A 25,943-nucleotide genomic window follows, 5' to 3' on the forward strand; every position below is an offset into this window, starting at 1 on the left:
TCGAACGCCGCTGCCTGTTCCAGTGCGGCGCACCGTCGGCGACGGGGCCCGCAGGGGTGTGGATGGTGGGGAAAACACGCGTTGTCATGGTCTGCTTTCCGGCCGAGGCGGCCTTCGCATACGAAGAGTGACCGGCCACGACGAAGCCCCACGGCGGGCGGCCGGTCGAATCAGGCCCCGCCGTGGCGGCTAAGCAGAAGCGTGCGCGTCATGATGGCTAGACTCTACACAACTCCTCAGACAAGTAGAGAGGTTCGGATGGTCTCGCAGGTCCGCCGCCACCCGCTCGCCGCGCAGGCTGCCGAGTTGCTGCTCGCCCGCGTCCGCGCGGGCGAATGGCCGCTCGGGCACCGGTTGCCCGGCGAGACGACCCTGGCCGCGCAGCTGGGCGTGGGCCGTTCCACGCTGCGCGAAGCCATCCGCGAGCTGGCGGGCAAGGGTGTGCTGGACAGCCGCCAGGGCGCGGGCGTGTTCGTCACCGCGCTGGACGTGACCGAGGAGTGGGACGTGGTGCTGCGCCGAGCCGCCATCGCGTCGGTGATCGAGGCCAGGATCGCCATCGAGGCCGAGGCCGCCGCGCTCGCCGCCGCCCGGCGCACACCCGCGGACCTGCGCGCGATCCGCCGCGCGCTGGCGGCACGTGAGGCGCGGGGCGAACCCGTCGACGAGCACGTCGACGCCGACATGGCGTTCCACCGCGCCGTCATCCTCGCCGCGCACAACGACGTGCTGACCCAGCTCTTCGACACCTTCCTGCCGCGCCTGCGCCAGGCCATGATCGACATGCTCAGGATCCGCCCCGTCCCCTCCGAACCGGAGGACCACGAGGCGCACATCCGGCTGGCCGACGCCATCGCGCACCGAAACCCCACCGCCGCTGCCGAATTCAGCCGCGCCCATCTCACCGCGCTGAAGGCGGCGTTCTCGTGATCGATCCGAGGGAGGAAACACCCGTGACCGCGCCCGTGCTCCAGCTGACCGACGTGACCTTCCGCCGCGAGGGCAAGCAGATCATCGACGGCATCTCGCTCACCGTGCGCGCGGGCGAACACTGGGCGCTGCTCGGCCCCAACGGCGCGGGCAAGAGCACGCTGCTCGGCTTCTGCGGCGCCGTCACCTTCCCGACCTCCGGCACCGTGCGCATCTTCGGCGAACGGATGGGGCGGGTCGAACTGGCCGCGCTGCGCCACGCGATCGGCCACGTCAACCCGCGGCATCCGCTGCGCTACCCGCTCAGCATCCGTGCGGTCGTGCTCACCGGCCTCACCGCGACCATCGACACCCCGATGCGCTGGACGCCCACCGCCGAGCAGGTCCGCAGGGCCGACGCCATGATCGAGTCGGTCGGACTGAAAGGCAAGGGCGACAACACCTGGCCGACCCTGTCGCAAGGCGAACGTGGGCGCGCGCTCATCGCCCGCGCGCTCATCGCCGAACCCCGGCTGTTGCTTTTCGACGAGCCGACCACCGGTCTCGACGTGGCCGCGCGTGAACAACTGCTCGAGACGATCGACCACCTCGACCGCACCCATCCGGAAGTCGCCTCGGTCCTGGTCACCCATCACCTCGAGGAGCTGCCGACCAGCACGACCCACGCCCTGCTCATCGCCGAGGGGCGCACCGTCGCCGCGGGCCCCGCCCGGGAGACCCTGACCACCGGCAACGTGTCCGCGGCGTTCGACCACCCCGTCGAGGTCGCCTACGACCGCGGGCGCTGGACCGCGCGGGCGAAGGTCGATCCGTTGCGTACCTTCGCCCCGTGACGGCGGGGGGCTCAGTCGCCGTCACGGTGCGCGGTGTCGAGCCGCGCTTCGGCCTCGGCCAGCTCGCGCAGCGTGAGCAGTTGCTTGCGCGTCATGAAGACGTCGCCCAAGGCGAGCAGCCGGGCGACGATCCGCGGTGTGCCGAAACGCGCACGGACCACGAGCCGAGTGCCCGCACCCTCCGGACGCACGGCGTAGGTGACGGCGATCCGTCCGGAAACGAGTGTGATGTGGCGTCCCAGGACGAACGAGTCGAGCCGGAAGACCGACATGAAGTCCTGGCCGACCTCGAGTTCGGTCAGGTGCGGGTCGCGTTCGCGCGGACTGCGGCGACCCCAGTTGTCCAGCAGGTCGTAACTGTATGGCGCGACTCGCAATTGGCACAGCCAGCTGTACACAACCGTCGGCGGCGCGGCGATGCTGATGGCGCGATCCGCTTGCAGCGCGGTGGGTTCCAGCTCGTCACAGGGCAGTGGGTCGTCGCGTTCGGCTTCTGTTGCGCCCCAGAGCGTTCCGCTGATCATGCCGCGGCCGCGATTCGGCCGAGCATGCGCCGCACCAGGAACGCGTGGCCGCCGCTGCCGACCACCAGCGCGCGATAGATCTTGCCGTGCAGACCGGGAAAATCTCCCCTGCTCGTCGCCCGGACCTTGGTTCGGTTCCGTCCCTCGTCCTCGAGTTCGAAGACCAGCTCGTAGCGGGAGAACCAGTGCTGACCGCTCATCGCGAAGCGGGCCGGTTCCTCGGCGGCGTCCAGCACGAATCCGGAGGGCACCGAAGCGGGGTCGTGCGGATCCGTGCACATGACTTTCAGCAGCGCTTTCCAGGTCCGGTCGCGATTCGCGTCGACATCTCTGGCATGCTGGTCGATATAGGACAATCGCTCCATATAGAAGGAACGTACTAGTAGATGGCGCCACCTCGCAAGCACGACACCGATGTGATCCTCGACGCAGCACGCGCTCTCGTGCTCGCCGACGGCCCCCGCGCGGCGAGCGTGGCGGCCATCGCCAAAGCCAGCGGCGCGCCGGTCGGCACGCTGTATCACCGCTTCGGCAACCGCAACGGCGTGCTCAGCGCGGTCTGGTTCCGCTCGCTGGACCGCTTTCAGCAGCGAACCCTGGCGGCCGCGAACCACGACGACGCCGTCGAGGCGGGTGTCGCCATGGCCGGTGCGGCCATCCGGTTCGGTCGTGAGCTGCCCGAGGACGCCCGGCTGCTGCTCGAGCTGCGCCCGCGCGACCTGCTCGACGGCGGCCCGGACAACGAGTTCCACGCCCGGCTCGAGGCCATGAACGTCCGGTTGATCGAGCAGCTGCGCCGTATCACCCGCGAGTTGCTCGGTGCGGACGGCCATCGGGAGATCGACGCGGTCAGCCGCGCGATCGTCGATCTGCCCTATGCCGCGCTGCGCAGGCACGCGCACGCCCCCGCGCTGCCGGACTGGCTGGACGACGACCTGACCGCGGCCGCCCGCACCCTGCTCGAGTCGTATCGCCGCTGACCGGCGGTTCGCTCAGTTCCCCGCGACCAGCGCCGGGGTGAGTTCGTCGAGCCCGTCGATGACCTGATCGGCCAGCGCCCGCGCGTCGGGGTCGAGGGGATACTCCGGTCGCGGCGCCGCGATCACCCGCATGCCAGCGGCGTGCGCGGCGCGCAGCCCGTTGCTCGAATCCTCCACGGCCGCACAGTCGGTCGACTTCTTGCGCAGGAAGCCCGCGACCGCCACGTACACGTCCGGCGCGGGTTTGCCGCGGTCGACCTCCTCGGTGGAGAACGTCACGTCGAAGAACTCGATCAGCCCGGTTCGCCCGAGCACGGTGTCGATCAGCGTTCTCGGCGAGGAGCTGGCGACCCCGAGTGGCCAGTTCTCGCTCATCCGCTGCACCGCGGCGACCGCTCCGGGGAGCAGCGGCACGCTCCGGTCGTAGTGCGCGGCCATCCGCTCGATGACGTCGTCGGCCACGCGTTCGGGCGGCTCGCCGACTCCGAGTTCGCCGCTGAGGTACTCCGACCACTCCCCCGTGCTCATGCCCATCAGTCGCTTCTGCGTGTCCGGTAGCCAGCGGCCCCCCTTCTCGGCGACGTACTCGCGCCGCACCCGCTCCCAGACCGGCTCGGAATCGATCAGCACGCCGTCCATGTCGAACACGACTGCCGTAATACGCATCGGTGCAACGCCTTTCGCCGTTCGCGAGGGCACGGCCGCCGGGCGGTCGGGGGCCCGCCGTGCCGAGCTCGCGTGGTGTATTCGGTGACCTGATGGGTGATCGGCTACCCAGCGTAGGGGCAGCGGATTCCGGTCGCGGCCGGGGGCCGCCGGAACCGGACCGCCCGCGCGGCCGCCCCCGGCGCGGGAGCATCCGACGGGCAACCGATAACTTGTTGTCATGAACGAACAGCGGGCCGGCGACGCGGTGCCGAGCGACCGGCTACCCACCGAGGAGCACCACGAGGGCGGGTTCCGGCCGATGACCGAGCTGATCGACGCCGCGACCCAGGACGTCGACATCTCCCGCGGCGGGCCGCACTACGGCGCCTTCATCGAGCAGGTCCGCGGCCTGATGGACCGGGCGCGGTTGTCGTCGCCGTCCGACGAGCTGGCGCTGGAGACCATCGCCATCCTCAAGGAGCTCAACGACAAGCTCGACGCCGCCGTCGTCGACGAGTGGTCCGCGCCCACCTGGACCCGGGTCGACCTGCCCGCCCGCGGCAACATCACGCTGCCGCCCTTCGTGGTGGACCGGGCCGACCGCGACGGCGTGGAGGCTCGCATCACCTTCCGCACCTACCACCTCGGCGGCAACCGGGCGGCGCACGGCGGCCAGATCGCGATCGGCTTCGACGACCTGCTCGGCATGGCGGCCGCCGTGCACGCGGGCGCGGTCACCCGCACCGCCTCGCTCACCGTCGACTACCGCTCGATCACCCCGTTGAACACCGAACTCCGGCTGCACGCGTGGGCCGAGCGCCAGGAGGGTCGCAAAGTCTACGTCCGTGCCACCCTGCACGACGGCGACCGCCTGTGCGCCGAGGCCAACGGCCTCTTCATCGTCCTGAAGCCGGGCCAGCAGTAACGACGGGTCACTTCGAGGTGCCCGCGAACCGGTAGTTGGCCGGGTCCGGCGGTCGCCGCATGAGCGCGCGGTGGCGGGCGGGGGTCCACGGCCACAGTTCCGGGTTGCCGTCTTTGCCCAGGTACCAGCTCTGGCAACCGGTGGCCCACACCGTCTTGGGCAGCGCAGCGCGCAGTCGCGCGTAGTAGTGGTCGGTGGCGGTCTCGGTCGGTTCGACGGTGTCGAACTCCCTCGCCTGCCAGCGGCGGATCCAGCCGGCGATGTGTTCGGCCTGGGTCTCCGCGATCAGGGTGAGCGGATAGTTGCCCACCGGGCTGTGCGGTCCGATCAGCAGGAACATGTTCGGAAAACCCGGCAGCGCAACGGTTTCGAAGGCCCGAGGGCCGTCCGCCCAGGCCTGGTCCAGTGTCCGGCCGTCCGCCCCGACGATGCCCATCGGGCGCATGAACGCGTGCGCGTCGAAGCCGGTCGCCAGCACCAGCACGTCCAGGTCGCGCACACGGCCGTCGGCCGTCACGACACCGCGCGGCACGACATGGTCGACGGCGCTGGTCACCACCTCCACGTCGGGACGCTGCACGGCGCGGTAGAAGCCGCCGGAGATCACCAGCCGCTTGCACATCGGCTCGTACTCCGGTGTCAGTGCGGCGCGCAGGGCGGGGTCGCGCACCGAGCGCAGATTCGCTCGGCACAACCCACCGACCAGCTTGCGCTTCGGCCCCGGCTCGATGAGCGCGCCCATCAGGAACTCGAAGATCCGGTGGGTGACCGCGTAGCCGAGCTCGTCGAGCGCCGGGAAGCGCCGGTGCGCGGCGCGGGTGAGCCGGGAGTAGCGGCCGTTCGGCAGTGGCGCGACCCACTGCGCCGTGCGCTGGAACATGCTCAGCCCGCCTTTCCCGCCAGATCGGTCACGATCTGCACGCCCGTGGAGCCGGTGCCGAGCACGCCGACGCGCTTGCCCGCTAGCTCGACGGTGTGGTCCCAGCGCGCGGAATGAAAGGCCGCGCCGGCGAAATCCGCGAGACCAGGGAGGTCCGGCGTTCGGGGGTGATGCAGGATGCCCGTGGCGCACAGCAGGAAGTCGTAACGCTCGCGTGCGCCGTCCGCGGTCGTCACCGTCCATCGCCCGTCGTCGAACACCGCGCCGCGCACCTCCGTGCCGAACCGGGTGATGCCCGGCAGCCCGTACTCGCGCGCCACCCGTGTGAAGTACTCCTCGATCTCGGCTCCCGGCGCGAAGAACTGCGACCAGTCCGGGTTCTTCGCGAAGCGGAACTGGTAGAACCGCGACGGCACATCGCAGGTCAGGCCGGGATAGGTGTTCTCGCGCCAGGTACCGCCGAAGCGATCGGACTTCTCGAAGATCGTGACATCACGAAAACCCGCCCGCAGCAACGTGATCGCCATGCAGATGCCCGACATCCCCGCACCGATCACCGCGATCGCGGGCTCGCGCGGCGCACTCATGGTTCGGTTCTCCGATCGTCCGGACGGCAGCGGATCAGTAGGGAATCCGCTACCGCTCCGGTCCACGCCGCTACCGACTCGGCGTCCGGCACCAGGCCGCACACGCCCACCGACAGCCCGGCCGAGTGAGGCACCCACGCCGAACGCCGCCGGGCGATGACGTCGGCGAGAGCAAGGCGTCGCGGCGTTGCTGCCATAACTCAACGCTATGACGCGCGGCGGCCCGGCGGAAGGCCTCGAGGCGACAGGCGATCACGTCGTGACGACGAACGCCCAGTACCCGATGATCAGCGCGGTCAGTACCGCCGGGATCGCCGCCACGCTGGGCGCGACGGCGGCGCGCGCAAGGTCGCGGAACGGTTGGCCGGAATCGGAGATCATGTCGAACGGGTGCGGGCCGGATGGCGATGCGGTCTGCAACTGCTGCGCCACAGAGGCGAAGAGGCGGCGGTAGCGGCGTTCCAGGCTCAGGTAGTAGCCGTCCAGTCCCCAGAAGATCCACGCGGGCGCCAGCGCCAGCAGAATCAACTCCGATCGGTCCTGGGACTGCGCGGTGAAGAGCGCGAAGATCACCGAGACGAGGGTCACCGACCACCCGCGCACCGTGAAGGACTGCTGACTCAGTCGCGCGATGATCGTCTGCAACATCTCGAGATGCTTGACTCGATAGTCGGTATTCATGTGGGTCCAATCTTTCTCTGACACAGCGTGATTCGTCAGCGCACCGCCGAGGCGGCCATCCAGCGCTTCTCCTGTGCCACACGGTTACCGGCGGTACACTCGCGAAAACCGAAGGGTTGCTGTTGGCGCCCTCGGCACGCCCGCGACGGGGCGGAAGAGGCTGTCGTGCAAAAAGTTCTGCGACCGGAGACGATGGTTCGAGGAAAAGTACATGACAGGAGCTGCATTCGGCCGAGAGCTGCGACGACGGCGCACACAGCAGGGATTGACCCTCGGCGAGCTGGCGGAGCTCGTGCACTACAGCCGTAGCCATTTGAGCAAGGTCGAGAACGGGCACAAGTCGCCCTCCGCGCAACTGTCGCGCAAGTGTGACGCGGTCCTGTCCGCCGGTGGCGCACTGCACGCACTGGCTCCAGCGGACACCCCGCCGGAGCGCGACACCGGACCCGCCCCTGAGGCACCCGGATACACACACGCGCACTGGAACCTGCGCCTGTACTCCGACGGTTCCGGGATATTCGAGATCGGTGAAGCCGGCGCGCCCGCCGTGACCGAGGTGCCGCAGCCCGCCCCCACCTCCACCGACACACTGCCCGGCCTGGCCGTTCTGTTCGAGGAGACGAAGCGCCTCGGCCGCACCAGCAGTCCCAGTCTGGTGCTGCCTATGGCGATCACGCAGGCGCACGTCGCGGCCTCCTCGGCCCGGCAGAGCACGGGCGAGGATCAGCGGCGGCTGCTGCGGCACGCCGCCCGCACCGCCGAGTTCGCAGGGTGGATGGCGCAGGAGTGCGGTGACGACCGCGGGTCGCTGTGGTGGACCGACCGTGCGGTCATGCTGGCCTCGGCCGCCGGCGATGAAGACATGACCAGCTATGCCCTTGTCCGCAGGGCGGTGGTGAGCCTGTACCGCGGTGATTCCTCCGCGACGACCGGGCCAACCGAGCAGGTGCTCGCCGACGACGCCATCCACCCCCGCATCCGCTGGCTGGCCGCACTGGGCGCGGCCCAGGGATACGCCATCGGCCTGGACCATGCCGGCGCGATGCGCGCCTTGGACACGGCGGCAAGCCTTTTCGACCAAGCGCAGCGTCTCGAGGGTGACGAGCAGCTCGGACCTTCTGCCATGCACGGTCGTCCGCTTCTCATCGAGGCGTGGTGCCAATACGATCTGGGCAACCTCGCAGCCGCTGCCGCGCTCTTCGAGCGGGCTATGTCGCGGCCGCTGCCCTCGGACCGCGATCACGCTCGATTCGGTACGCGCCGCGCGCTGGTATACGCCGCGCTGGGCGAGCCGGATCGGGCGAGCGAACTCATCGGGCCACTGCTCGACGTCGTGCGCTCGGTCGATTCGGCGACGATCCGAGCCGATCTGCGCGACTTCGCGCGGACGATCACTCGTTTCCGTGGGCACCGCGGGACACATGACATCCAGGCTGCCCTGATGGCGGCTCTGGCGAAGCGCTGAGCAGGCGTTGTCCGTTGCCGGTCGATCGGGCAACGGACAACGCCTGCCGGGTTCCCACCCACTACCGGATGCTGGAGAAGAGCCCGGAACGGCGGCCGCGGCTGGGCGGATGTGCTTGCGACCGCGTGCTATTCGCGCGCCAGGAACGAGAGTGACCTGCCGTGCGGGCTCGGTGTCCGTGGCCCGGGTGCGGCGACGGCGCTTGTACCGCATATGAACGGACCGGTGAGGATAGTGGGATGGACGAATTACGGCATTAGTCGACGCGGGTGCGACCACCGCGTACGGGGCGCCGGGTTATAAACCGACCGGCACTTTTCGGATCGTCGTGCAATCTTTCATTTCGATGACCCGACCGGCAATCGCGTTCGCTCCGCAAAATTCTGGCTACAGGTGCAGAATGGAACCGATATAGCGGTAGGCCGGTAGTCGGGGTGGCCTCACGGAGCGCGGCATTCGAGGAGAGGATGTAGCAAACTGGTCGCCTGCTTTGGTTTTCGCCCGCCGGGCGAGGCTCGGTCCTGCACGGAATCCAGCCCGTGGGGAGAGACATTCTTTCGAGGGATTGCCTATAGTATGAAAATATTCCTGAATTATCGCACGATTGACAGTGTATACGCCGTCGGTCAGATCTCGAAGCAGATGGCGCGCCATTTCGGCAGGGTGCACGTCTTCCGCGATCAGGATTCGCTGGCGCTCGGCGTGCTGTATTCCCGTCGCATCCGCGCCGCGCTCGACGACACTGATGTGATGGTGTCGGTGATCGGTCGGCACTGGCTCGATGCCCGTGACAAGCGAGGGGTACGGTGCATCGACAACGAGCGCGATTGGGTGCGCATGGAATTGCGCACCGCGTTCGAGCGCGGAATTCCGGTGGTTCCGGTTCTGTTGGACGACACGCCGCTCCCGGTGCCGGAGAGCCTGCCGGAGGACATCCGGAAACTGACTCTCTCGCAGGGCTGGCGTATCCGGCACCAATCGCTCGACGACGATATCGCCGGTCTGATCAAACGTTTGTCGCCCGTTCCCGAGCCGCAGGATCAGCCCGCGGCCGGGCCTGCGCGGAGGTCTCCGCCGCAGACGCAGACCAATTCCGCGACCGGCGGCGGCATCGTGGTCGCCAATCAGAACGGACCACAGAATGTCACGTTGAACGATCCCCGCGGGAGATGAAGTGCGCTTCCGCCCGGGATCGAACAGCAGTGTCAACGCACAGAATCAGGTCAATATCGCCAAGCGCGGCGGCACGGTGGTGTCCAGTCAGAACGGTTCGCAGACCGTCAATATCATCCACAACAACGCGGTACGCAGAGTCCGCCTGTGGTATGTGCTCGCGGTCCTGCTCCTGGTCGACATCGTGTTCATCTGGTATGCCCAGGCCGCCTACACCGGAGTGTCCGGCGACGGTGGCGACCAACTCCGTTCGGCGACAGGCCTGCTGTTGATCGCCGCCACATTTGTGCTGGCGCGGCGATGTATCCGCGAGCTGTTCGGTCGCTGGAAATAGGTGTGAGCAGGTTTTCGTCCGGCGCATCCCGGTTGTGACACGAATGGTCACCACCGGATTCGATGCGCCGGAATCACCTGTCGATGGATCACGTCGGGTGTAGCAGGAGAGAAGTCGGGCGCCCAACGCACAATCTGTTGAAGGAATAGTTCATGAGCATCACATTCGGCCGCCAGGACGGCACGCGGGCAGACGCGCGCGGGATCGCGAGGCGGCCGGCCCTCAGTGGTCGTGAGATCGAGGTGCTGCTGGCTTGGCTCGCCTCGGACTCGAAGGTGGAAGTCGGCCAGCGTCTGTATATCTCACCCGGCACGGTCAATACCCATCTGTCCCGGATCAGAGACAAATACGCGGCTGTCGGGCGGCCCGCGCCCACCAAAGCCGCGCTCGTCGTGCGGGCGTTGCAGGACGCGCTCATCGGCATCGACGACCTGTAGTTCGCGGTGCGCTGTCCGTCGAATGGCCGACAGTGGAATCCGTTGCGCGACTGTAGTGTTCGGCGTGCTCAGGGCGAATCGGGAAAGGGAGCGTGTGCCGAATGAACGAACCGAAGGCGACCGTACTGCCGGTCTATTTCGTTGCCGACGAATCGTATTCGATGGTCAACGACGTTCGGGATTTGAATACCGGGCTGGTCACCCTGTTCGACACCTTGCAGGGCGAAGCGATGGCCGCGGCGAAAGTCAGGTTCTGTGTCCTGGGATTCTCCGACGACGCGGTGTGCTACCTGGAGCCGAGTGACTTGCGATACGTGGACCACGTGCCGGAACTGCGCGCCCGTGGTTCGACATCGTTCGCCGCGGCCTTTTCCGAACTGAGCAACCGCATCCCGCGCGATATCCGAGAACTGAAGTCCGACGGCTATCTGGTGAACCGGCCCGCCGTCTTCTTCCTGACCGATGGCGCCCCCAATCCCGGCGACGGCTGGGAGGCTGCGCGCACGCAACTGATGAGCCTCCCCGGACACCCGAATATCTTGGCTTTCGGCATCGGACAGGCCGACGCTGATGTGATCCGGCAAGTGGCGACCGCCCCGAAGTACGCGTTCATCGCCGCGGCGGGGACCGACACGGGTGTCGCGATCTCGAAGTTCGTCACGGCGCTCACCCAGTCGGTGATCAATTCGGGTACGGCGCTGGCCACCGGGCAGGCGACGTTGCAGGTGGAGAAGCCCGACGACTTCGTCTCGCTCGACGTGGACCCCGTCTGATGGGGTGGTTGGGCAAGCGGAGCAAGCAAGTCGAGCAAGCGGCGGCGGATTCGTCCCTGGAAGCGGAGGCGGCGGCGGAGCTCACCGGCCGTGCGGACATACCGAAAGTCACACCGCCGGGTTGGCCATCGAGGGAGCCGATCGTCGTCGGTGCGCCGACGCCCGCGTTCGAGCCCAAGACGGTGGACAAGGAGTACGGCAGGACGCCGTATCGGCCCGACACCGTGATCGATGGCTGGTCCAGCGGTGCGTTCACGGTGCGGGCGGCATCGGTCCGGGGGTATCTGCACCGGTACGGCGGCGCGCCACGCCAGGACGATTTCGCCATCACCGTCGACCCGGAGCGTGAGCGCCTGGTCGTCGCCGTGGCCGACGGTGTGTCGTCGGCCAAGTACTCCCACATCGGTTCCTCCACCGTCGTCCGCTATGCCACCCGGTGGCTGGAGGAACCGCCGGAACCGCTCGAAGACGGCGGCTGGCAGTCCCTGTTCAAGAGCGCCGCGTGGACGCTGACCGAACAAGCGGCCGCGGTGCTGTCGCTGCCGGAGGCCGACGCCGAACAGGCGGAACGGATGCTCGCCACGACCCTGGCCTGCGCGGTGTGCGAACCCCACCCCGACGGCGGTCTGTCGGCGGTGGTCGCCGCCGTCGGCGATTCCGGTGTCTGGTTGCTGACGAACGGGACATTCGTCCCGGTACTCGGCGGCAAAGAGCAGTCGTCTTCGGGGTTGTCGTCCTCGGCCGTGGTCGGTCTGCCCAGGGTGCCCAACGACGTCGCACCCCAGCCCGTAATCGTCGAGCCAGGTCAGGTGCTGCTGGTGGGAACCGACGGATTCGGCGATCCGCTCGGCAGCGGTGACGGCGACGTCGGTGGGCTGTTCGCGGGGTTGCTCGGCGACCGGGTGCCGTCGCAGCTCGAATTCGCCCACGCGTTGGACTTCTCGCGGGAAACGTTCGACGACGACCGGACTCTGGTGGCCATATGGCCGCCACGCGGCTGACGGAGCCGCCGTGGCGCAGCAACGGTTGAAGCGCGGGACGCTGGGGGCGGTGCAGAAGCTGGCCTCCGGGGGCCAGGGAGTGGTCTACCCAGCGCCGGGTGTACAAATGGCGCACGCGAAAACGTTGGTGTTCAAGGAGTACAAGTCCCCGGTGTTGCCGAACATCCGGGTCGACGTGCTCGAGAACATGCCCTCCTATCTGGAGTCGTTGCCGTTCGCCGAAGGTATGGAACTGCTGAAACGGGCGGCGTGGCCGTGCCGGCTGGTCGAGGAAGATCACTCGACCACCGTGCTCGGGTTCGTGATGCCCGCGATTCCGGACGAGTTCTTCATCGACATGGTGACGGTGGCGGGGACGCGGCGGGTGACCGCCGAGTTCCAGCATCTGCTCAACGACGACGTCTACCTGGCCAAGCGCGGCATCCCGCTGACCGATCGCGCCCGCTACGAACTGCTCGGCGACGCGGCGGAAGCGCTGGCGCTGCTGCATCGCCATCACATCGCGGTCGGTGACCTGTCGCCGAAGAACCTGTTGTTCTCCCTGCGACCGGACCGGCGGGTGTACTTCATCGACTGCGACGCCATGCGGATGCGCTCCCAGTCGGTCAGCGATCAGTTCGAGACACCCGACTGGGACGTCCGAACGGTCAGTGCCGGTGAGGAATTGGCCACCCCGCAGTCCGACGCCTACAAGTTCGCGCTGCTCGTCCTGCGCCTGCTGGCCGGTCACCAGAGCACACGAGACCCGGACCGGCTGCCCGCCGGTGTGCCCGCCGCGGTGCGTCAACTCGTTCGCACGGGCCTGTCGGCCCCGGTCGGTCAGCGGCCCCGCCCGGCGGACTGGCGCCAGGCGCTCGACGCCGCCGCCGCGGGCGCGGGCACTCGGACACCGGTGCGGCCCCGCGTCGTCCCGCCGGGAACCACTCCCCCGCTACCCCGGGCTCGGGGCCGCACCCCGTGGTGGCAACGAGTTCCGTTGCGGGCGTGGGTGATCGGCGCTATCGCCGCCGTTGTCGTTGTCGCCGGACTGCTGACCAGCACCACCTCGAGCGAGGACGACCCGCCCGTGGCCGGTGGGTCGCTGCCCGTCGCCGCCGCCCCGGCGACGGTGACCACCACGATCCCGGTCGGTGCACAGCCGTGGGGCGTGGCCGCCGATACCGAGACGGCCACCGTGTTCGCCACCAACAGCGTGAGCAACACGGTGTCGGCGTACGACACCGAGACCGGCGCCACCGCATCGATCACTTCACCCGACTTCGCGAAACCGACTGCGATAGCGGTCGATTCGGCAGCGGGCCTGGCGTACGTGACCAACGCCGGAAACGGATCGGTGTCCGTCATCCGTACGCGTGACCGAACTGTCGTCGGCCAGATAGCCGTCGGCGCCGGTCCCTACGGCATCGCCGTCAACCCGGCCGGACGGACCGCGTACGTCACGAATTTCGAGGCGGGCACGATGTCGGTCATCGACCTGCGCTCCAGGGCCGTCGTCGCGACGATCCCAGTCGGCAGCCGTCCGTACGGAGTAGCCTTCGATCCGGCCACACGCAGCGTCTTCGTGGCGATCGCGGGCGCGCCCGAGTCGGTAGACCGCAGGGTCGCTGTCGTGGATGCCGCCGCGCGGTCGGTGGTCACCTCGATTCGGGTGGGCAACCAGCCGTGGGGCGTGGCGGTCGATACCGGCACCGATACCGCGTACGTGACGAATCACGCCGACGGCACGGTCTCGGTGATCGATACGCGCACGCGCGCGGTAACCGCGACCGTGCCCGTAGGATCCGGACCAGTCGGCGTCGCGGTGGATCGAGCGAGCCGGACGGTGTTCGTGACCAACCACGGACTGGACAATGTGCGATCGGGAAACTCCGTCTCGCTGATCGACACCCGCAACAACGTGACGACGCAGACAATCCGCGTCGGTGCCCGCCCGCACGGGATCGCGGTAGACCCGGCCGCGGGCCAGGTCTACGTGTCCAACTTCAACGACGGCTCGATGTCCGTCCTCGGAAACAGGGGCAAATGAGGTCTTTTCGCAGCGGCAGCTGGCGTTGGTTCCGGGCGAGCGTGGTCGTCGTCTGCGCGGTCGCGCTGGCGTCCGGCGGCAGTTCCGTGCCTCGGGAGCCCGTGGTCGAGGACACCACACCCGAACCCGCGGCGCTGGGCCGGATCGCGGAACCGATCGTGCGCAGGGTGCTCGACGCGCTGCTCGTCCCGGGGGCCGTAGTGCGTATCCGCACGCCGGACATGTTGTGGGAGCAGGCCTTCGGGGATCGCGCCCTCGGGCAGGACGATCCGGTGCGGGTGCACGACTTCTTCCGCGTCGGCTCGACCACCAAGACCATGGTCGGCACGGTCGCGCTGCAACTGGTCCGCGAGGGCAGGCTCGCGCTCGACGATCCCGTGTCGCGGTACCGCGCCGGTGTTCCGAATGGAAACAGCATCACGATCGCCGAATTGCTGAATATGCGCAGTGGTCTGTTCAGCTACAACGAGGATCCGGAGTTCGCCGCGGCGATGGACGACGATCCCGAGCGGGTGTGGCAGCCGGACGCGCTGTTGCGGATCGGGTTCGCCTCGTCGCCGTACTTCGCACCCGGCACCGATTTCCGGTACTCGAACACGAACACGATCCTGTTGGCGGCGGTGCTCGAACAGATCACCGGTCAGGACATCCGCACCTTGCTGACCGATCGGATCTTCGTTCCGCTCGGCATGACAGACACGTATTACCCAGAGCCAGGCGATGCGTCGTTGCCCGCGCCGTCGCCGCGGGGATACCTTTACGGCACCAATACTTCGGCGCTGGCCTCGGCGGCACTTCCCGACGAGCAGATCGCCGCGGCCCGCACGGGCGCCCTGCTGCCCACCGACGTGACGAACCTCGATCCCTCGTGGATCGGGGCGGCGGGTGGCGTCGTCTCGACGGCGCAGGACCTCGAGAACTACGTGCGCACGCTGGTCGGCAGCGACGAGATGCTCGGACCGGTGTTGCAGCGCGAACGCCTCGACAGCGCGGCCCCGTTGGACCGGCGGGATCCCGCGGGTATCCGCTACGGCTTGGGGCTGGAGTCGTTCGGCCCGATGATCGGGCACGACGGCGCCATTCCTGGCTTCCAGACGTTCATGGGGTACGACCCCGTTACCGACGTCTCGATCATCGTGCTGTGCACTCTGCGTGACGGACCCGCGGGCGGGCGGCCAGCGAACGAGATCGCCTACCGCTTGGTGAGCGCCTTGATCGGGGAGTGAGCCCGTGGCGCCGCGTACCGGTTATCTCGCGGTGGCCTCTTCGCGAAGCGATTCATGAGGGGTTTGTCGACGCCGTGATAGATCGCGGCGGCGGCGATGATCGATGCGATGAAGCTGACCCCGGCCCACATCGCCCAGCCGCCGGCCGACCACCGACGCCCGCCGATGAACAGCCTGGTGACGAGCACCATCACCGGGAACTGAATCATGTAGAACGCGAAGGAGATGTCACCGAGCCAGACCAGTGGCCTGCTCGCGTTGATGCCGGAGATGCCCGCCAGATCGCGAGCGGCCAGAGTGGCCACCACCGCGGCCGTCGGACCCACCAGCAATGCCGACATCTTGTAGTCGATCGGGACGAACCAGGTCGCGCCGTAGGCGAGAACCAGGGCGGCCAGCGGTGTGCTCAGCCGGGTGTTGCGCCACACGCCTTCGGCGACCATGCGGGCCGCGAGGACGCCAACGTAGAACTCGGGCAGCCGCGATGCGGGAAAGGGATAGCCGAGCCAGTACGAGGCGGGGATGGGGATGTCGGATTGCGCGAACCACTCTGGTGAGACATGGATTTCGAACTCGGGTGAGACATCACCAGGGAGCAGGCGGGCCGCGAACACGTTGGCGGTACCCTTCGGTCCGTCCACCCAGAGATGAAGGCCGGTGTGCAACACCATGATCAACACCAGCAGCCCGGCCGCGGCCGGCCACAAGCGAGACCGCGGGATCCGGGCGACGAGCGGCAGCGCGAGCGGAAAGCTCAGGTAGAAAAGCAGTTCCGCGCACAGCGACCAGGACGGTACGTTGAGCCCGCCGAGCGTGGTCCACTTCGGCACCCAGGTGTGCACGAGCAGCAGGTTCGGCAGCCACACCACCGGGCGGGCCAGCGGCGCCGCGACCACGAGTACGAGCACCAGCGCCGAGATCACATGGGTGGGATAGATCTTGAGTAGCCGGCGCAGGTAGTACCCCCGCACCGACATTCCCCTGCGGAACGACCAGCAGATCACGAAGCCGGAGAGGACGAAGAAGAAGGTCACCCCCGCCGCGCCCTGCTGCATCGGGACGACAGCGTGGAGAGCGCGGAAGAGTTCCGACTTCTGGAACGGGTAGACCGGCAGGAACACCAACGCGTGCAGAACGAAGACCACCGCAGCCGCCCACCATCGCGCACCGGTCAGCGCGGGCAGCTGGGCGCCAGGCGCGGGCGGGGTCGCGGGCACCGTGCTCAGAGCCCGAACCGCTCTCGGACTCGCGCGGCGACCGCGGCGTTGCCCTGCGCGTTCGGATGGATGGGCGCGCCGTCGAACAGCGAGTCGGCGCCGTCCAGGCCGCTGATCCACGGTTCGGCCGAGCAGCTGCCGTGCCCCGCGGTGATGGCGCGGACATCGATGAACTCGATTTCGAGCAGCGTCGCGGCTTCCCGCTGCGCCTCCTGGATCCGGTCGAGGTAGGCGATGTAGCCTTCCGCGCGCGGTTGCACGACCCGCCCGATCCCGGCGAGATCCATGCAGGCGGCCTGCTGTCCCGACAGGAAGACCTCCGGGTATCCGACCAGGGCCACGCGCGCGTTCGCGGCGTGGTAGCGCACGAACGTCACGACGTCGCGCACCCGATCCGCATAGCCTGTGCCGGTGACGGCGCGGTAGTCGGGCAGCCGGTGCTGTTCGGTGGCGTCGAACCCGCATCCGGCGACGATGTTGAGCAGACAGTCGGTCGAGGGGAACGCCGTCCCAGTGGAGGCGCCCCATACGTCGTTGAGTCCCATCTGGATCAGGACGACGCGCGTGTCCGAGCCGAAAGCGTTCTGCGCGGACGCTTTCCGGGCCTGGTGGACCAGAGTCCAGCCGCGACCCGTGTCGATTGTGCCGCCGTTGCAGGACACGTCCACGAACCCTGGGGTCTCCGCCGATCGGCCGGCTCGCGCGAGTTGATTCGGCCACGAGGAGGGTGATCGTGTGCACCCGTCGTCGGCGTGCCCGATGACGGGTGCGGTCGCGGTGAACGAATCGCCCAGGACGACCGTCGTCGCGCCGCCGGACGGGGCGGCCACCGCGGTCGCGGGCAGGGTCGCCGCTGAGATCGCGGTGAGAACTGCGACAGCCGAGGACCTCGCCCGGCGGAATCTCATGGTTAATCCAATCGCTGTACGACACAAGGCACTTCAGTATTGCCTCGCGCCAGCGGTGGTGGTGTCGGTCGAACGGACGACTGCGCCGTCTCCACGCGCACGGTTAGCCTTGCGGCGTGTCCGTCCAGAGATACCGAATTCGCTGGTCCACGGTGGCGCTCGGCGCGGCCGTGCTGGTGCTCGCCGGCTGTGGTCGGAGTTCCGATCCGGCGCCTGCCGAATCCCCGGTGATCGCCACGAATTCCGGGACGAGTGCGACGCCGACGCCCGCTCCGGCTCCGCCGACCGTCACCGTCGACGATGTGCCCGGCAACGCCGACCTGCCGGAATCCGCACCGCCGAACGCGGGAGCAGCCGCGCCTACTGTTGCCCCAGCTCCGCAGCCGCGCATCGTGCCGCACACACAGCAACCCGCGCCTCCTGCCGAGCCGCCATCGCTGCCCGACCCTGGTTTCGAGCCACGCGCCGGATACTGACACGCGACGGTCGATGCGTACCATCGGTTGCCAGGCGGGCAGCTCGGCGTAGGAACGTAGTTCGAGTCCGCTCGACGCTGCTGCCCTCGCCTCGTCGAGTGCGGCAAGTGCCCAGCTCGGATTCCGTGGCGGTCGTCAGCGTCGAGGGTGGAGCACCTGTTCGGCGATGGCTTGCACGCGGGCGAGGGTGATGCCGGTTCGCTGTTCCACGGCCAACGGATGATCGGTGGGCTCCAGTTCCACCGTCGGACGAACGCCGACTGGCTGGCTGTGCAGCTTGGTCTTCAAGTTCAGGGTCGTCGATTCGTAGGTGGGGAGTTCGGTGGACAGCCAACCGAAATACGGTGGCTCCTGCACTCGCTCCGGACTGGTCCACAGCTCCGTCGCACGGTCGAAGTTGGACTTGCTCAGTGACACCCATACTTCCCACTCGAAGTCGTTCTCCGAGTCCTCGATCGGCAGGATCAGGCGAGCCCGGATGAAGAAGTGCTCCCCGCCGATGACGCAGTGCTCGTCACCGAGGACGTTGCCCGAGCTGTCCTCGAGGTCCTCGTTCCAGTAGGCGGGTGCGACCGTGCCGTAGCCGAATGGCAGTCCATCGTGTTCCTGGCCGCAGCACGAGCAGCGGAACCCTAGATCCGTTGACATGCCCGTCAGCATAGAAACCGGGAAGTCGAGAGATTTCTCGAACCGGCAGGCGCGCAAGACTCGGGATGCGGACACGCGTTTCATCAGTGGCAGGAGGGCCACCGAGACGGTACCGTCGTGGTACACGCGGCCACGGACGACGACATCACATGAGGATTGCACTCAGTGCAACTGTGCGATGGATGTCTTATCCAGGATGGAATCCAGGGGTCGAAGGTGAAAAGTACTGGTCCGCAGCATGATTCGCGGACTCGCCACCCCTGACTGCCGAAATTGCATGCGGTGCAATTTTGCGGTGCGTGTCAGATTCGCCGGTCGACCGCGTGGGCCGACCGGCGAAACCCCTCAGCGATCCGGGAAGTGCGCCGCCCGGTACTCGCCGAAACGTTCGTCGACCTGATCCACCGTCAGGCCGAAATCGTCCAGCGAGTACCGATGGGAGGGCCGCGCCGCCCCCGACGTGCTCTCGGTGTGCAACGCCGCCATGGCCGCCTCCGCCTCGGCGCTCAGCGGGATGTCGAAGTGCCGGTAGACCGATCCCACCGTGCCGATCGGATCGGCCACGAAATCGTCGTAGTACACGTCGATGAACTGAGCGGCGTTGTGCCGCTTGCGGTCTTCCAAGAACCGCTGCGCGCCGCGCGCCCACAGATCCAGCTGGGTCCGGCCGACCACGGGACCGCGGAACTTCTCCGACCACCCCGCCGAGGCCTGCTCGTTGAGGCTGCACACCGACGCGATGATGGTGCGCGGGTCGCGGTGCATCTGGATGATCAGCGCGTCCGGGTACACCTCGAAGATGGCGTCCAACGCGAACAGGTGGCTCGGATTCTTCAGCACCCAGCGGCGATCCGCGTCCGGAAGGCCGATCAGTTGCAGGTTGCGGCGGTGCCTGCGGTAGGCGTCGGTCCAGTCGCGGCCCGCCAGCCATTCCGAATATCCCGGCAGATAGGCGAGGCATTCGTAGGACACCGACATCGCCGACTGCCGCAGCAGCTGCCAGCACTCCTCCACCTGATCGGCCGAGATGTGGTGCACGCCCATGAATTCCGGATGCTCCACGTGGTGCTTCTCGAAGGCCGCCTCGATGCGCTGATACACCGGATTGCCGGCCCAGGTCTCGCGCGGCGGGCGCGGCTGGGGCATCTCGGTGAGCCACATCTCCAGGCCCTGGTGCGCGGGGTCGGCGTTGAGCAGCCGGTGCACGGCCGTGGTGCCCGAGCGCGGCAGACCCGTGACGAAGACGGGCCGTTCGATCGCCACGTCCGCGTGTTCGGGGTGGCGTTGCCAGGCGTTCTCGCTGAGCAGCCTGGCGATCAGCGCGCCGCGCAGGAAGGCGCGATTGACCTTGTTGCCGAACGACGTCAGCTCCGCGTCCTTGGCATAGGACTCCAGAAGTACTTGCAGCCCTTCGCGATAGCCGTCGTCGCCGAAGTCGTCGAGGCCGACCACCTTGGTCGCCGAGGCGTGCAGATCCTCGACGGTGCCGATGTCGTCCCTGCCGATCATGCTCTGCTCTCTCCTCATCAGTGGTGGTACTCGCCGCCGTTGACGTCCAGACACGCGCCGGTGATCGCGCGCGCCAGCGGCGAGGCGAAGAAGACCACGGCATCGGCGATCTCGTCGGGCTCGGGCAGCTTGCGCAGATCGATGGTCGAGGCGGTCTCGGCGTAGACCTCCTCCGGCGTGACCCCGCGCTGCTGGGCGAGGTAGTTGAAATACCACTTCAGGTTGTCGGCCCAGATGTAGCCCGGGGCGACGGAATTCACCCGAATTCCCTTGGGGCCCAGCTCGGTCGCCAGGCTCTGGGCCAGCGCGAGCAGGCTGGATTTGGCCATCTTGTACGGGCCGAAGGTGCGCCGGGAGTGGCGCAGCACCGCCGAATTGATCATCACCACCGAGCCTTTCGTCTCGGTGAGCGCGGGAACGAACAATCGCGTCAGGCGCAGCGCGGCGAGCACGTTCGTCTCGAAGCCCGCGCGGACCTGATCGAGATCCACGTCGGCCAGATCCGCCAGCGGCGGAATGGCGAAGGCGTTGTTCACCAGCGTGTCGACCCGGCCGAAGGCGCTCGACGCCGTCTCGACCAGATTGTTCACCGCCGCTTCGTCGTTGATGTCGGTGGGCACCACCACCGCGCGCCTGCCGATCTCGGCGATCTCCTTGGCGACCTCCGTCAGCCGCGATTCGGTGCGCGAGGCGAGCACCAAGTCCGCGCCCGCCTTGGCCGCCTGCACCGCGATGGCCCTGCCGAGCCCCGGCCCCACACCCGAGACCACGACCACCTTGTCCTGCAACAACATCAGCCGAGCATCCTCTCCGCGACGGCCACCTGACGGGCCGCGATCCGTGCCTTCCATTCCTCGGGCGTCACCCGCGCTTGCTCGTAATACGGCAACCGCGTGGACAATTCGTCGAACTCCACGATCTCCACGGCCGGACCGTCCTCGGGTTTGAGATCCCGGGAGAGCCGCTGCCAGCGGAACTGGAGATAGCCCCTGGCGTGCCCGGTGCGCTCGATCCAGTTGGCCAGCCCGGGGTCGCGCTCGCTGACCACCAGCCGGATCATCCCGTCCGGATCGACGCGCGCCTGGTCGGCGGTGAGGCTGGTCTGGTGGTTGATGTAGTCCAGCGACAGGTACCACATGCTGCCCAGCTGGAAGCCCTGGTAGGGCGCGTCCGACTTGGGGACCGTGATGATCATGACCTGGTCGTCGGCGAGTTCGTAGTGACCCGCCGAGGAGAACTGGGTGGTCAGTCCGCCCGGCGTCGATCTCGGTTCGGTCATCGTGTTCACCGGCAGGTTCAGGTAGAACCACTCCGGGAAGGCCAGGAACGTCTTCAGCCGCGACAGCAGCATCTTGCCCGCGATCCCGTAACGCTTGGTCAGCACATCCTTGGTCAGCGGCGGCGGCGCGGAGCCGATGGTGTCGACGCGCTGGATGCGCAAGGTGCCCGGCTTCTCGGTGGACCAGTCGCTGAACACCTCGCGGACCACCAGCATCGCCGAGTCGGGCGCGAGGTGCACATAGCCGGGGCCTGCCTCGCCGGGGCCGAGCCGCAGTTGGTAGGTGCCGTCGGGGGCGAGGTCCAAGGCTCGGTCGTCGAAGGCGGTCTCGCTGTCGGGCACGTCCACCGGCGAATAGTTGCCGTTGAGCACCTGGAAGCTGAGGTCCCTCGTGGTGCCGCGGGTGCCGGTCACCAGGTATTCCGCGTCCGGCCGCAGGTAGGAGTGGAAGTACAGGGTGTCGGGGTTGTCCAGGCCCATCTTGGTGTACGGGCCGGTCGACTGGACGAAGAACGGAAAGTCCCGCTCGTAGGCCCATGCCATCTGCAAGGCCGCGCGAATGCTGCCCGCCAGGTAGTCGTAGCCCTCCACGAGATCCTGTTCGGTCCGGATGTGTGGCGCTTCGGTGATGATCTGCTCGGCGGCGGCGATCGCGTCCGCGAACGGTTGGGTCAGCAAGAGGCTCTCCCGGTGGTCCAAATATGTACCGCTCTGGTACATTTCGATACGAGCCAGATTAGAACGTGTTCTAGGAGTTGTCCATGGTCGCGCGCCGATCCGCCCCCACCCAACGGGTGGTCCAGCTGCTGGATTTCCTCGTCGAGCAGCGCGGCAAGCGCTTCGGACTCTCCGAGCTGGCCCGCGAGCTGGACATGGCCAAGCCCACCTGCCTGGGCATTCTCACCGAGCTGACCGCGGGCGGCTACCTGGTGCGCGACCCGCACACGCACGTGTACGGCCTCGGACCCGCGCTGATCGCGGCCGGTCGGGTCGCCCAGGACGGCTTCGCGATCTCCGCTATCGCGCGCGGTGAGCTGGCCGAACTCAGCGCCAAGTACCGCACGACCTGCACCGCGTCGGCCGTCGTCGGGGACCGGATCTCGGTACTGGAGAGCACGGGCCCCGGGATGGTGAAGATGGGCGCGTCGTACCACTTCGCGCCGCCCGTCGGCCTGATGTACGTGCTATGGGACACCGACGCCGCGTTCGACGCGTGGCTGGCCACCCCGCCGACCGTCCCGCTCCAGCAGGACGAGGCGCGGTTGCGCCAGGTGGTCGCCGAATGCCGGGAGCGCGGCTACCTGGTCGAGAGCCTCACCGCGGCGGGGCGGCGGCTGTACTCGCTGCTGGCCGGGGTCGCCGCCCGCGACCTGCCCGACGAGCTGCGCGAACTCGTCGGCGAGCTGGTCACCAGCCTCGGCGAGCGCGTGTACCTCGGGGCCGATCTACGGCCGCGCAAGGAACACCCGGTCAGCCTGCTCGCCGCGCCGACCTACGGCGGCGACGGCAGGCAGAACATGGTGCTCACGATGTACGTCGGAGCGTCCATCACGGGGGCCGAGATCGCCCGTCGCGGAGCGGCTTTGGTCGCCGCGGCGGACGCGGTGACGAGCGCGTCGGGCGGTCGCAAACCCACCGAACACGGCACCGGCGAGCGAACCCCGACGCGATCGACCCGTTGACCGCGCACCGAAACGTGTTCTAGTTTTGGGGCGTGAGCCAGTACGCGAAGTCGACGGCGAGCACCTACGAGCTGCCCCATCTGGACGTGCTCGAGGCCGAGTCGGCACACATATTCCGTGAAGTGGCAGCCACCTTCGAACGCCCGGTGCTGCTCTTCTCCGGCGGCAAGGATTCGGTGGTGATGCTGCATCTGGCGGCCAAGGCCTTCTGGCCGGCGCCGCTGCCGTTCCCGGTGCTGCACATCGACACCGGGCACAACTTCGACGAGGTCATCGAGTTCCGCGACCGCACCGTCGAGCGCCTCGGGCTGCGGCTGATCGTCGGCCGGGTGCAGGACGACATCGACGCGGGCCGGGTCGTGGAGGACACCGGTCCGCGCGCCTCGCGCAACCGGCTACAGACCGGCACCCTGCTGCGTAGCATCCGCGAGGGTCGCTTCGACGCGGTCTTCGGCGGCGCCCGCCGCGACGAGGAGAAGGCCCGCGCCAAGGAGCGGGTCTTCAGCTTCCGCGACGAGTACGGCCAGTGGGACCCGCGCGCCCAGCGCCCCGAGCTGTGGAATCTGTACAACGGCAGGCACCGGCCCGGCGAACACATCCGGGTGTTCCCGCTCTCGAACTGGACCGAGCTCGACATCTGGAGCTACATCGCCGCCGAGCGGATCGAATTGCCTTCGCTGTACTACGCGCACCGCCGCCCCGTCGTGCAGCGCGACGGAATGCTGTTGGCGCACACCAGGTTCCTGCGCCTGCTCGATGGCGAACAGCCCTACGAGACGACCGTGCGCTTCCGCACCGTCGGCGACGCGACGTGCACCGGATGCGTGGAATCCACCGCCGCGACCCCCGCGGAGGTGGTCACCGAGGTCGCCGCCGCACGGGTCACCGAACGCGGCGCCACCCGCGCCGACGACCGCATCTCCGAGGCGGGCATGGAAGATCGCAAACGAGAAGGGTACTTCTGATGGCCACCACCCTGCTGCGTCTCGCCACCGCGGGCAGCGTCGACGACGGCAAGTCGACCCTGATCGGCCGTCTGCTCTACGACTCGAAAACGATCTTCACCGATCAGCTCGCCGCCGTGGAGCGCACCAGCCGCGAGCGCGGCGACGAGTACCCGGACCTGGCGCTGCTCACCGACGGTCTGCGGGCGGAGCGCGAACAGGGCATCACCATCGACGTGGCGCACCGCTATTTCGCCACGCCGCGGCGCAAGTTCATCATCGCCGACACCCCGGGCCACATCCAGTACACCCGCAACATGGTGACCGGCGCGTCCACCGCCGACGTCGCGCTCATCCTGGTCGACGCGCGCAAGGGCGTCGTCGAGCAGACCCGCCGCCACGCCTTCCTCGCCAGCCTGCTCGGTATCCCGCACCTGGTGCTGTGCGTCAACAAGATGGATCTGGTCGGCTGGTCCCAGGATCGCTTCACCGAGATCCGCGAGGAATTCGCGGGTTTCGCCACCAAGCTCGAGGTCGCCGACCTGTCCTTCATCCCGGTCTCGGCGCTGCAGGGCGACAACATCGTGCACCGCGGCGCGAGCATGCCGTGGTACGAGGGCACTCCCCTGCTGCATCACCTCGAGGACCTGTACATCGCCTCCGACCGCAACCTCATCGACGCGCGCTTCCCCGTGCAGTACGTGACCCGCAACCACGCCCAGGATTTCCGCGGGTACGCGGGCACCGTGGCGGGCGGTGTGTTCAAGCCGGGCGACGAAGTGGCCGTCCTGCCTTCGGGTTTCACCACCACGGTCGCGGCGATCTGGGGTCCCGGCGGCGTCGCGGTGGCCGAAGCCTTTCCGCCGCAGGCGGTCACCATGCAGCTCGCCGACGAGATCGACATCTCGCGCGGCGATCTGATCTGCCGCCCGGCCAATCGCCCGCAGGTGGGCCGCGACATCGACGCCATGGTGTGCTGGTTCGCCGAGGACTCCGCGCTGACCCCCGGCGCCACGTACACGGTCCGCCACACCACCCGCGCCGCGACCGCCGAGGTCCGCAGCCTGGACTACCGGCTCGACGTCAACACCCTGCACCGCGACGAAAACGCGGAATCCTTGTCGCTCAACGAAATAGGACGCATTCAGCTGCGCACCCGCCAGCCGCTGCTTTTCGATCCCTACCGCCGCAACCGGTCCACCGGCAGCTTCGTCCTGGTGGACGAGGCGACGAACAACACGGTCGCCGCGGGCATGATCACCGGCGCCACGCTGCCCGCCTCGCGGGTGGTCTGGCACTCGACCGCGGTGGGTCGCGACGAACGCGCCACGCGCGGCGCGACGGTCTGGCTGACGGGGCTGTCCGGATCCGGAAAGTCCACGGTCGCCGTCGAATTGGAGCGGCGACTGGTGGCTTCGGGGCGTCCCGCCTTCCTGCTGGACGGCGACAACCTGCGCCACGGCCTGAACGCCGATCTGGGCTTCTCCGCCGAGGACCGGGTCGAGAACATCCGCCGCGTCGGCGAGGTGGCCAGGTTGTTCGCCGAAGCCGGTGTGGTGGCGGTGGTTTCGCTGATCAGCCCGTATCGCGCCGACCGCGACCGAGTGCGCGCCGCGCACGAGTCGGCGGGGATCCCGTTCGTCGAGGTGTTCGTCGACACCCCGCTGGAGATCTGCGAGGCGCGCGATCCGAAGGGGATGTACGCCAAGGCGCGGGCGGGTGAGATCCGCGGCTTCACCGGCATCGACGACCCGTACGAGGCGCCCACCGCGCCGGATCTGGCGTTGCGTCCCGCCGACGGCGACCCGGCCGCGATGGCCGCGACCGTACTCGCGCTGCTGGACAACCTGGACTGAC

General features: G+C 68.2%; 26 protein-coding genes and 1 pseudogene. 16 read left to right on the plus strand and 11 right to left on the minus strand.

Annotation, left to right across the window (positions count from 1 at the left end; all coding sequences use genetic code 11):
- The first annotated feature begins 258 nt into the window (after positions 1–258).
- Positions 259–930 carry a FadR/GntR family transcriptional regulator gene (locus FB390_RS26355; protein WP_141811374.1) on the plus strand — a complete coding sequence of 224 codons (672 nt, stop codon included), beginning with the start codon at positions 259–261 and terminating at the stop codon, positions 928–930.
- Between the two features lie 23 nt (positions 931–953).
- Complete coding sequence (locus FB390_RS26360; protein WP_141811375.1) at positions 954–1,763, plus strand: ABC transporter ATP-binding protein; 810 nt, start codon at positions 954–956, stop codon at positions 1,761–1,763.
- 11 nt (positions 1,764–1,774) lie between these two features.
- Here the strand turns inward: FB390_RS26360 and FB390_RS26365 are convergent, their stop codons facing one another.
- Positions 1,775–2,287, minus strand: a complete 513-nt coding sequence (locus FB390_RS26365; protein WP_141811376.1) for a hypothetical protein — start codon at positions 2,285–2,287, stop codon at positions 1,775–1,777.
- Entirely contained in the window at positions 2,284–2,652 is a 369-nt protein-coding gene (locus tag FB390_RS26370) for a hypothetical protein (RefSeq protein ID WP_141811377.1), read from the minus strand. The genes FB390_RS26365 and FB390_RS26370 overlap by 4 nt, the downstream gene beginning before the upstream one ends.
- Before the next feature lie 21 nt (positions 2,653–2,673).
- Here FB390_RS26370 and FB390_RS26375 point away from each other — a divergent pair, with 21 nt between their 5' ends.
- Positions 2,674–3,267: a TetR/AcrR family transcriptional regulator gene (locus FB390_RS26375; protein WP_141811378.1), complete on the plus strand. Its 594-nt coding sequence runs from the start codon at positions 2,674–2,676 to the stop codon at positions 3,265–3,267.
- A 12-nt stretch (positions 3,268–3,279) separates the two neighbouring features.
- Here the strand turns inward: FB390_RS26375 and FB390_RS26380 are convergent, their stop codons facing one another.
- Positions 3,280–3,933: an HAD family hydrolase gene (locus tag FB390_RS26380; protein WP_141811379.1), complete on the minus strand. Its 654-nt coding sequence runs from the start codon at positions 3,931–3,933 to the stop codon at positions 3,280–3,282.
- Positions 3,934–4,153: 220 nt separating this feature from the next.
- On the opposite strand from FB390_RS26380, the gene FB390_RS26385 reads away from it, so the two are divergent.
- Positions 4,154–4,840, plus strand: a complete 687-nt coding sequence (locus FB390_RS26385; protein ID WP_141811380.1) for a PaaI family thioesterase — start codon at positions 4,154–4,156, stop codon at positions 4,838–4,840.
- A gap of 7 nt (positions 4,841–4,847) precedes the next feature.
- On the opposite strand, the pseudogene FB390_RS34455 reads toward FB390_RS26385, so the two are convergent.
- Positions 4,848–6,307, minus strand: a pseudogene (locus FB390_RS34455) (flavin-containing monooxygenase).
- A gap of 252 nt (positions 6,308–6,559) precedes the next feature.
- Positions 6,560–6,988, minus strand: coding sequence for a hypothetical protein (locus FB390_RS26400; protein ID WP_185757183.1), 429 nt, complete (start codon positions 6,986–6,988; stop codon positions 6,560–6,562).
- A gap of 73 nt (positions 6,989–7,061) precedes the next feature.
- Between FB390_RS26400 and FB390_RS26405 the strand changes: the two genes are divergently transcribed.
- The 8 genes from FB390_RS26405 (at position 7,062) to FB390_RS26440 (ending at position 15,423) form a co-directional block, all read left to right on the plus strand.
- Positions 7,062–8,453 (plus strand): helix-turn-helix domain-containing protein, encoded by a 1,392-nt coding sequence (locus tag FB390_RS26405; protein ID WP_484213834.1) that lies wholly within the window; start codon positions 7,062–7,064, stop codon positions 8,451–8,453.
- Positions 8,454–9,029: 576 nt separating this feature from the next.
- Positions 9,030–9,626 (plus strand): toll/interleukin-1 receptor domain-containing protein, encoded by a 597-nt coding sequence (locus FB390_RS26410; RefSeq protein WP_141811385.1) that lies wholly within the window; start codon positions 9,030–9,032, stop codon positions 9,624–9,626.
- A gap of 1 nt (position 9,627) precedes the next feature.
- The gene (locus tag FB390_RS26415) at positions 9,628–9,960 is read left to right on the plus strand and encodes a hypothetical protein (RefSeq protein ID WP_141811386.1); all 333 of its coding nucleotides are present in this window, start codon (positions 9,628–9,630) and stop codon (positions 9,958–9,960) included.
- 152 nt (positions 9,961–10,112) lie between these two features.
- A complete protein-coding gene (locus FB390_RS26420; protein ID WP_141811387.1) occupies positions 10,113–10,397 on the plus strand; it encodes a helix-turn-helix transcriptional regulator in 285 nt (94 codons plus the stop codon).
- 101 nt (positions 10,398–10,498) lie between these two features.
- Complete coding sequence (locus tag FB390_RS26425) at positions 10,499–11,170, plus strand: vWA domain-containing protein (protein WP_141811388.1); 672 nt, start codon at positions 10,499–10,501, stop codon at positions 11,168–11,170.
- Between the two features lie 8 nt (positions 11,171–11,178).
- Positions 11,179–12,171: a protein phosphatase 2C domain-containing protein gene (locus FB390_RS26430; RefSeq protein WP_185757184.1), complete on the plus strand. Its 993-nt coding sequence runs from the start codon at positions 11,179–11,181 to the stop codon at positions 12,169–12,171.
- A 10-nt stretch (positions 12,172–12,181) separates the two neighbouring features.
- Entirely contained in the window at positions 12,182–14,197 is a 2,016-nt protein-coding gene (locus FB390_RS26435; RefSeq protein ID WP_141811390.1) for a hypothetical protein, read from the plus strand.
- Positions 14,194–15,423, plus strand: a complete 1,230-nt coding sequence (locus tag FB390_RS26440) for a serine hydrolase domain-containing protein (protein ID WP_141811391.1) — start codon at positions 14,194–14,196, stop codon at positions 15,421–15,423. Before FB390_RS26435 ends, FB390_RS26440 begins: the two co-directional genes overlap by 4 nt.
- Here the strand turns inward: FB390_RS26440 and FB390_RS26445 are convergent.
- Positions 15,390–16,640, minus strand: coding sequence for an acyltransferase family protein (locus FB390_RS26445; protein ID WP_246124217.1), 1,251 nt, complete (start codon positions 16,638–16,640; stop codon positions 15,390–15,392). The genes FB390_RS26440 and FB390_RS26445 overlap by 34 nt on opposite strands.
- A 5-nt stretch (positions 16,641–16,645) precedes the next feature.
- Positions 16,646–17,548 carry an SGNH/GDSL hydrolase family protein gene (locus FB390_RS26450; protein WP_141811393.1) on the minus strand — a complete coding sequence of 301 codons (903 nt, stop codon included), beginning with the start codon at positions 17,546–17,548 and terminating at the stop codon, positions 16,646–16,648.
- Between the two features lie 116 nt (positions 17,549–17,664).
- Here FB390_RS26450 and FB390_RS26455 point away from each other — a divergent pair, with 116 nt between their 5' ends.
- Positions 17,665–18,024, plus strand: a complete 360-nt coding sequence (locus FB390_RS26455; protein WP_141811394.1) for a hypothetical protein — start codon at positions 17,665–17,667, stop codon at positions 18,022–18,024.
- Positions 18,025–18,159: 135 nt separating this feature from the next.
- On the opposite strand, the gene FB390_RS26460 is transcribed toward FB390_RS26455, so the two are convergent.
- From FB390_RS26460 to FB390_RS26475, 4 genes are all read right to left on the minus strand, one after another.
- The gene (locus FB390_RS26460) at positions 18,160–18,672 is read right to left on the minus strand and encodes a DUF2199 domain-containing protein (protein WP_141811395.1); all 513 of its coding nucleotides are present in this window, start codon (positions 18,670–18,672) and stop codon (positions 18,160–18,162) included.
- A 345-nt stretch (positions 18,673–19,017) separates the two neighbouring features.
- Positions 19,018–20,181 carry a sulfotransferase family protein gene (locus FB390_RS26465; protein ID WP_141811396.1) on the minus strand — a complete coding sequence of 388 codons (1,164 nt, stop codon included), beginning with the start codon at positions 20,179–20,181 and terminating at the stop codon, positions 19,018–19,020.
- A gap of 17 nt (positions 20,182–20,198) precedes the next feature.
- A complete protein-coding gene (locus FB390_RS26470) occupies positions 20,199–20,975 on the minus strand; it encodes an SDR family oxidoreductase (RefSeq protein WP_141811397.1) in 777 nt (258 codons plus the stop codon).
- Complete coding sequence (locus FB390_RS26475) at positions 20,975–22,138, minus strand: hypothetical protein (RefSeq protein WP_141811398.1); 1,164 nt, start codon at positions 22,136–22,138, stop codon at positions 20,975–20,977. The genes FB390_RS26470 and FB390_RS26475 overlap by 1 nt, the downstream gene beginning before the upstream one ends.
- Before the next feature lie 83 nt (positions 22,139–22,221).
- Between FB390_RS26475 and FB390_RS26480 the strand changes: the two genes are divergently transcribed.
- From FB390_RS26480 to cysC, 3 genes are read left to right on the plus strand one after another with little or no spacing between them, the layout of a single operon-like run.
- Entirely contained in the window at positions 22,222–23,142 is a 921-nt protein-coding gene (locus tag FB390_RS26480; protein WP_141811399.1) for a helix-turn-helix domain-containing protein, read from the plus strand.
- A 32-nt stretch (positions 23,143–23,174) separates the two neighbouring features.
- The gene (cysD, locus tag FB390_RS26485) at positions 23,175–24,107 is read left to right on the plus strand and encodes a sulfate adenylyltransferase subunit CysD (protein ID WP_141811400.1); all 933 of its coding nucleotides are present in this window, start codon (positions 23,175–23,177) and stop codon (positions 24,105–24,107) included.
- Entirely contained in the window at positions 24,107–25,942 is a 1,836-nt protein-coding gene (cysC, locus tag FB390_RS26490; RefSeq protein ID WP_141811401.1) for an adenylyl-sulfate kinase, read from the plus strand. Before cysD ends, cysC begins: the two co-directional genes overlap by 1 nt.
- Position 25,943: the final 1 nt, after the last annotated feature.

Source organism: Nocardia bhagyanarayanae (assembly GCF_006716565.1).
Taxonomy (GTDB): Bacteria; Actinomycetota; Actinomycetes; order Mycobacteriales; family Mycobacteriaceae; genus Nocardia; species Nocardia bhagyanarayanae.